The organism is Bradyrhizobium sp. AT1 (assembly GCF_001590795.1).
Lineage (GTDB): Bacteria > Pseudomonadota > Alphaproteobacteria > Rhizobiales > Xanthobacteraceae > Bradyrhizobium.
Window position 1 is genome coordinate 6671982 of record NZ_JXDL01000001.1, and the last position, 7333, is coordinate 6679314.

The 7333-nt window shown below is 65.6% G+C and carries 6 protein-coding genes; all 6 read left to right on the forward strand.

Annotated features, from left to right (window positions below; translation table 11 throughout):
* Nucleotides 1-247: 247 nt before the first annotated feature.
* Nucleotides 248-1651, forward strand: a complete 1404-nt coding sequence (gene murC, locus SE92_RS30965) for a UDP-N-acetylmuramate--L-alanine ligase (RefSeq protein ID WP_063202115.1) — start codon at nt 248-250, stop codon at nt 1649-1651.
* 3 nt (nt 1652-1654) lie between these two features.
* Nucleotides 1655-2575 (forward strand): UDP-N-acetylmuramate dehydrogenase, encoded by a 921-nt coding sequence (gene murB / locus SE92_RS30970; protein ID WP_063202116.1) that lies wholly within the window; start codon nt 1655-1657, stop codon nt 2573-2575.
* Between the two features lie 22 nt (nt 2576-2597).
* Nucleotides 2598-3584 carry a D-alanine--D-alanine ligase family protein gene (locus SE92_RS30975; protein ID WP_063202119.1) on the forward strand — a complete coding sequence of 329 codons (987 nt, stop codon included), beginning with the start codon at nt 2598-2600 and terminating at the stop codon, nt 3582-3584.
* Nucleotides 3585-3934: 350 nt separating this feature from the next.
* Nucleotides 3935-4951 (forward strand): cell division protein FtsQ/DivIB, encoded by a 1017-nt coding sequence (locus SE92_RS30980; protein WP_063202122.1) that lies wholly within the window; start codon nt 3935-3937, stop codon nt 4949-4951.
* Nucleotides 4948-6270 carry a cell division protein FtsA gene (ftsA, locus tag SE92_RS30985; RefSeq protein WP_063202124.1) on the forward strand — a complete coding sequence of 441 codons (1323 nt, stop codon included), beginning with the start codon at nt 4948-4950 and terminating at the stop codon, nt 6268-6270. The genes SE92_RS30980 and ftsA overlap by 4 nt, the downstream gene beginning before the upstream one ends.
* Before the next feature lie 90 nt (nt 6271-6360).
* Nucleotides 6361-7333: cell division protein FtsZ (gene ftsZ / locus SE92_RS30990; protein ID WP_063921235.1), on the forward strand; the 973-nt coding region annotated here is incomplete at its 3' end.

Genomic DNA, 7333 nt, shown 5'->3' on the forward strand with positions numbered 1-7333 from the left:
ATATCCGCTTTCGCAGCCGAGCCCGCGCGCCTCGCCGCCATGGCGGCGGCCGCGAAGGGGGCAGGGCGGCTCGATGCGGCCGAGCGGTTGGCCGATCTGGTGGTCAAGGTCGCGGGACTCTGACGCGAAAAAGCCCTTGTCTTCGCCTTCTAAAGCGGGGCATCCAGTAGCAAAGGCACGCGGCTGATTTGGCCGTGACCTTCGCCAGATACCGCCTGGGCAAGGCGGCGAGGTCAGGGAACAGAGCATGAGACTGCCGCGCGAGATCGGACCCATCCACTTCGTCGGGATCGGCGGGATCGGCATGAGCGGCATTGCCGAGGTGTTGGTCAATCTCGGCTATGTGGTGCAGGGCTCCGACGCCTCCGACAATTACAATCTCGACCGGCTGCGCAAGAAGGGCGCGAAGGTCTCGGTCGGCCACAAGGCCGAGAATGTCGACGGCGCCGAAGTCGTCGTCGTCTCCACCGCGATCAAGCGCGACAATCCCGAACTGATGGCGGCGCGCGAACGGCGCATTCCCGTGGTGCGGCGTGCCGAGATGCTGGCCGAGCTGATGCGGCTGAAGAGCTGCGTCGCCATTGCCGGTACCCACGGCAAGACCACGACGACGACGATGGTGGCAACGCTGCTCGACGCCGGCGGCCTCGATCCCACCGTCATCAACGGCGGTATCATCAACGCCTACGGCTCCAACGCCCGTTTGGGCGCCGGTGACTGGATGGTGGTGGAGGCGGACGAGAGCGACGGCACCTTCCTGAAACTGCCGACCGACGTGGCGATCGTCACCAATGTCGATCCCGAGCATCTCGACCACTTCAAGACCTTCGAGGCCGTGCAGGACGCCTTCCGCCATTTCGTCGAGAACTTGCCGTTCTATGGCTTCGCCGTGATGTGCATCGACCATCCCGTGGTGCAGACTCTTGTCGGCAAGATCGAGGATCGCCGCATCATCACCTATGGCGAGAACCCGCAGGCCGACGCGCGGCTGGTCGATCTCACCGCGGGCGGCGGCGGCTCGAAATTCAAGGTCGTGATCCGCGACCGCAAGGCCGGCACCACGCATGAGATCGCCGATCTCGCGCTGCCGATGCCGGGCCGGCACAATGCGTCGAACGCGACGGCAGCGATTGCGGTCGCGCATGCGCTCGGTGTGTCGGACGATGCGATCCGCAAGGCAATGGCCGGCTTCGGCGGCGTCAAGCGCCGCTTCACCAAAACCGGCGAGTGGAACGGCGTCACCGTCATCGACGATTACGGCCATCACCCCGTGGAGATCGCGGCGGTGCTGAAAGCGGCACGCGATTCCTACACCGGCAAGGTGATCGCCGTGGTGCAGCCGCATCGCTACACCCGCTTGCAATCACTGTTCGAGGAATTCTGCACCTGCTTCAACGACGCGGACGCGGTTGTTGTCGCCGACGTCTATGCCGCCGGCGAAGCGCCCATCGACGGCATCGACCGCGATCATTTCGTCGCCGGCCTGCGCGCGCATGGGCATCGCGAAGTGGTGCCGCTGCCGGCCGCGACCGAGCTTGCGGGTATCGTCAAGGGATTGGCGAAGTCCGGCGATCTTGTCGTGTGCCTGGGCGCCGGCAACATCACGCAATGGGCGTATGCCCTGCCGGATCAGTTGAAGGCGTTGGGGTAGGCGGTGAGCTTCCCCGACATCACGTCCGACCTCAAAACCGCGATGCCGCAACTTCGCGGCCGGCTGCTCGCCAACCAGTCGCTGGCGGAGCTCACCTGGTTTCGCGTCGGCGGTCCGGCGCAGGTGCTGTTCACGCCGGCGGACGAGGACGATCTCGCTTACTTCCTGACGCATCTCGCGTCCGACATCCCCGTCACTGTCGTCGGCGTCGGCTCCAACCTCATCGTGCGCGACGGCGGCATTGCGGGCGTCGTGATCCGCCTCGCGCCGCGCGCCTTCGGCGAGGCGAGCGCGAACGGCGATGTCGTCACCGCGGGCGCCGCCGCACTCGACAAGCGTGTGGCGGAAGTGGCAGCTTCCGCCAACATCGGCGGGCTCGAATTCTATTTCGGCATTCCCGGCACCATCGGCGGCGCGCTGCGGATGAATGCCGGCGCCAATGGCGGCGAGACCAAGGACGTGTTGATTGAGGCACGCGGCGTCGGGCGCGACGGCACCAAGCACGTGTTCTCCAATGCCGACATGAAGTTCGTCTATCGGAGTAGCGGCCTCGATCCCTCCATCATCTTCACCTCCGCACGGTTTCGCGGCGAGATCCGAGATGCGGAAGTGATCCGCGCGCGCATGGCGGAGGTGCAAAGCCACCGCGAGACCGCGCAGCCGATCCGCGAGAAGACCGGCGGCTCGACCTTCAAGAATCCGCCCGGCCATTCCGCCTGGAAGCTGGTCGACGCCGCCGGCTGCCGGGGCTTGCGCGTCGGCGGGGCGCAGGTCTCGGAGATGCACTGCAATTTCCTGATCAACACTGGCGATGCCACCGCGCACGATATCGAGACGCTGGGCGAGACCGTACGCGAACGTGTGAAGGCAAATTCCGGAATTGAGCTACACTGGGAAATCAAGCGGATCGGAATTCCCGGTTAACCTGGACAGGCGACGAGAGACCATGCGCATCACCATCCTCTTCGGCGGCTCCAACCGCGAGCGTCTCGTCTCGGTCGCCTCGGCCCAGGCGCTGCATCAGGCCTTGCCCGAGGCTGACCTGTGGTGGTGGGACGTCGAGGACAAGGTGCATGTCGTGCAGTCCAAGCAGCTGCTCGAACATGCTCGCCCCTTCGAAGACGAGTTCAAGCCCGGCACGTGGGGCATTCCGCTGGAGCAGGCGCTGGATCAGGCCAAGGCCGAGAACCGCGTGCTGGTGCTGGGCCTGCATGGCGGGCGGGCCGAGAACGGCGAATTGCAGGTGATGTGCGAGGCGCGCGGCGTGCCCTTCACCGGATCGGGCTCGGCGTCCTCGCATCTGGCCTTCGACAAGATCGCGGCCAAGCATTTCGCCGCGCTCGGCGGCGTGACGCCGCCGGCGAACATTGCACTCGCCAACATCGACGAAGCCTTTGCCGTGTACGGAAAGCTGATCGCAAAGCCGGCGCGCGACGGATCGAGCTACGGCCTGATCTTCGTCAACGCGAAGCAGGATCTCGTCGCCGTCCGCAATGCGGCGAAGCACGAAGACTATGTCATCGAGCCCTATATCGCCGGCGTCGAGGCGACCTGCGGCGTGCTGGAGCGCACCGATGGCTCGATCATCGCGCTGCCGCCGATCGAGATCATTCCGGGCGAGGGCAATTTCGACTACGCCGCAAAATATCTGCTGAAGTCGACCCAGGAGATCTGCCCGGGTCGTTTCGCACCCGAGATCACCGCCGCACTGAAGGCGCAGGCGATGCTGGCGCACCGCGCGATGTCCTGCACCGGCTATTCGAGGTCGGACTTCATCGTCTCGGATCGGGGTCTCATTTATCTCGAGACCAACACGCTGCCCGGGCTGACCAAGTCCTCGCTCTACCCCAAGGCGCTGAAGGCTGAGGGCATTGCCTTCGTCGACTTCCTGCGCGGCCTGGTGGAGCTCGCCGGGCGGGGCGTGCGGAAATAATTAGGACTGGTTAACGGCCCAAGGGGCGAAACGGGCCGGTTTGGCGCCCAAAACCGGTAAAATGCCGGACATCGCGGCATAAATGCCTCACACACCGGGGCAAAATGCGCCGGACGTTAACGAACTTTACCTTTTGTTTACCAGGACGTCCGAAGGTTAACGCTGGCGGCGCATATGGCGCTTTGGCTGCCGGCGCGTGAGCTGTCGCGGGTGATGTCACCTCCAGCGAACGCTTTGAAGGGGAGAGGTTTTCTTCTGCTGAAGACCAGCACCCGGCCCGGCATGTTCAAGACGTCATGTTCGCCAGGATCCGCGCGATGTCGCGGGCAAACTGTTGACGAGCTCGTGCAATGGATGGAGCAGGAAGCCTCACCCGGTCGCTTTTCAGATCGCTGAGGCCCCAAGCCGACCTGAAGGCGGCCGCGATCGGAGCGGTCGTGCTTCTGCGCGAGTGGCTGCAGGACAAGCGCGACGAGAAGCGCGCTGCCGCCAAGGTCAAGTCCAGAGCGAAAGCCATCGTCGAGCGCGAGCCGCCGCCGCGCGTGGTAGCGCTTATCGAGCGCTATCTGCCGCGCCGGGTCGGAATCAGCATGACCGTGCTGCTGCTGATCGGAAGCTGCGGCTTCGGCATCGTCAAGGGCGGCCATCTCCAGGATTTCACCACCGCGGTCAGCGATACCCGCAACGCGCTGGCCAATTCCGCCGGGTTCCGCATCACCTCCGTCGTGATCAACGGCCGCAAGCAACTTACCCAGGACGAGATCCTGGCGATCGGCGGCGTCAGCGGCCGCTCTTCGCTGCTGTTCCTCGACGCCGACGCGGTGCGCGACAAGCTCAAGGCCAATCCCTGGATCGCGGATGCGACCGTGCTGAAGCTCTATCCGGGCCAGCTCATGATCGAGCTCACCGAGCGCAAGGCGTTCGCGCTGTGGCAGGAGGCCGGCCGGCTCTCGGTCATCGCCGACGACGGCGCCGTGCTCGAGCCCTATGTCTCGCGCCGCTTCCTGTCGCTGCCGCTCGTGGTCGGCAAGGGCGCGGAAACCCAGGCCCGCGATTTCCTCGCGCTGCTGGCCCGCTATCCGCAGGTCAATGCGGTGACGAAGGCCGCGATCTACGTCGGCGAGCGGCGCTGGAATCTGCGCCTCAAGGACGGCCTCGACATCCGACTGCCCGAACAGGACGTCGGCAACGCGCTGGCGATGCTGTCCAAGCTCGACAAGGAGGACAGGCTGTTCTCCCGCGATATCGTCGCCGTCGACATGCGCCTGCCCGATCGCCTGGTGGTGCAGCTGTCCGAGGACGCCGCCAAGGCGCGCGAAGATCTGTTCAAGGACAAGAAGAAAAAGAAGGCCGGGGATTCCGCATGACCGGTCTCGACCGTAACCAGACACCGAAGACGCGCCCGATGCCGCACAAGCGCGGCGGCCTCGTCGCTTGCCTCGACATCGGCACCAGCAAGATTGCCTGCATGATCGCGCGGCTGAAGCCGTCGGCGCCGAGCGAGGCGCTGCGCGGCCGCACCCATGCGGTGGAATTGATCGGATACAGCCAGATCCAGTCGCGCGGCATGAAGGCCGGCGCGGTGATCGACCTTGGCGAATGCGAGCAGGCGGTGCGCCAGGCCGTGGCGCTCGCGGAGAAGATGGCGAAGGTGCGGGTCGAGTCCGTGCTGCTTTCGGTCTCCGGCGGCCGGCTGTCCGGTCAGCTGGTCGAGGCCGCCGCGGACATTCGTGGCGGCGCCGTGACGCAGGCCGATGTCAGCCGCGTCACCTCCACCGGCATGCGCCACGCTACCGGCGAGGGCCGCACCGTTCTGCACGCGCTGCCGGTCGGCTACACGCTCGACGGCGTCAAGGGCATCCGCGACCCCCGAGGCATGGTCGCCCATCAATTCGGCGTCGACATGAACGTCGTCACCTGCGACGCCACCGTAGCGCGGAACCTGATGCTGGCGGTCGAGCGCTGCCACATCAATGTCGAAGCCATGGCGGCGAGCCCCTATGTGGCCGGCCTCTCCGTGCTGACCGACGACGAGGCCGACCTCGGCGCTGCCGTCGTCGAGATGGGTGCGGGCACCACCACGATTGCCGTTTATTCAGGCGGCCGTTTCGTGCATGCGGCCGGTTTTGCGGTCGGCGGGCAACACATCACGATGGATCTTGCGCGCGGACTCTCGGCGACCATTGCCGATGCCGAGCGAATCAAGACGTTATACGGCACCGTCATCACCGGCGGGTCGGACTCGCGTGAGCTGATGTCTGTGCCGACTGCCGGTGACGAGCAGGATCTGCCGCAGATCGTCTCCCGCGCCACCATCGCCAACATCGTCAAGCACCGTGCCGAGGAAGTCTTCGAAATGGTTCGGGACAAGTTGAAGGATTCGCCCTTCGCCTCGGAGCCCAACGGCCGCGTCGTGCTGTCGGGCGGAGCCTCGCAGCTCACCGGCCTCGTCGAACTCGGAACCCAGATTCTCGGCCGGCCCGTGCGGGTCGGACGTCCGCTCGGCTTTGGCCGGCTGCCCAACGAGGCGAAGAACGCCGCGTTCGCGGTGCCGGCCGGACTCCTCGTCTACCCGCAATATGTTCACCTCGAACATGTCGAACCGCGGCATACGCGGCAGCAGGTCAAGACGGGGACGGGCGGCTATTTCGGAAAGGTCGGACGATGGCTACGCGAGGGCTTCTGATGACTCCTGTCCGCAATGATCGATTTTCACCAACTCCCGCGGCCACCGGCCGGGGCGAACCCACGCGCGCGTGATCGAGAGGCAGCAACCATGACCATCAGCATCAACGTTCCTGATATTCACGAACTGAAGCCCCGGATCACCGTGTTCGGCGTCGGTGGCGCCGGTGGCAACGCCGTCAACAACATGATCACAGCGGGCCTTCAGGGCGTCGACTTCGTTGTCGCCAACACCGACGCGCAGGCGCTGACGATGTCGAAGGCGCAGCGCATCGTGCAGATGGGCACGGTGGTCACGCAGGGCCTCGGCGCAGGTTCGCAGCCGAACGTCGGCGCCACTGCGGCGGAAGAGGTGATCGACGAGCTGCGCGACCATCTCTCCGGCGCCAACATGGTGTTCGTCACCGCCGGCATGGGCGGCGGCACCGGCACGGGTGCTGCTCCCGTGATCGCCAGGATCGCGCGCGACATGGGCATCCTCACCGTCGGCGTCGTGACCAAGCCGTTCCACTTCGAGGGCGCCCGCCGCATGCGCACGGCGGAAGCCGGTATCGCCGAGCTGCATAAAGTGGTCGATACCCTGCTGATCATCCCGAACCAGAACCTGTTCCGGGTCGCCAACGAGAAGACCACCTTCGCCGACGCCTTCGCGATGGCCGACCAGGTGCTCTACTCCGGCGTTGCCTGCATCACCGACCTGATGGTCAAGGAAGGCCTGATCAACCTCGACTTCGCCGACGTGAGGGCGGTGATGAAGGAGATGGGCAAGGCGATGATGGGCACGGGCGAAGCCTCCGGCGACAAGCGCGCGCTGACCGCCGCGGAAGCCGCGATCGCCAACCCGCTGATCGACGACAGCTCGATGAAGGGCGCCAAGGGCCTCCTCATCTCCATCACCGGCGGCAAGGACCTCACGCTGTTCGAGGTCGACGAAGCCGCGACCCGCATCCGCGAGGAAGTCGACCAGGACGCCAACATCATCGTCGGCGCGACCTTCGACGAAGCGCTTGACGGCCTGATCCGCGTCTCGGTCGTTGCCACCGGCATCGAGCAGGCCGCGATCG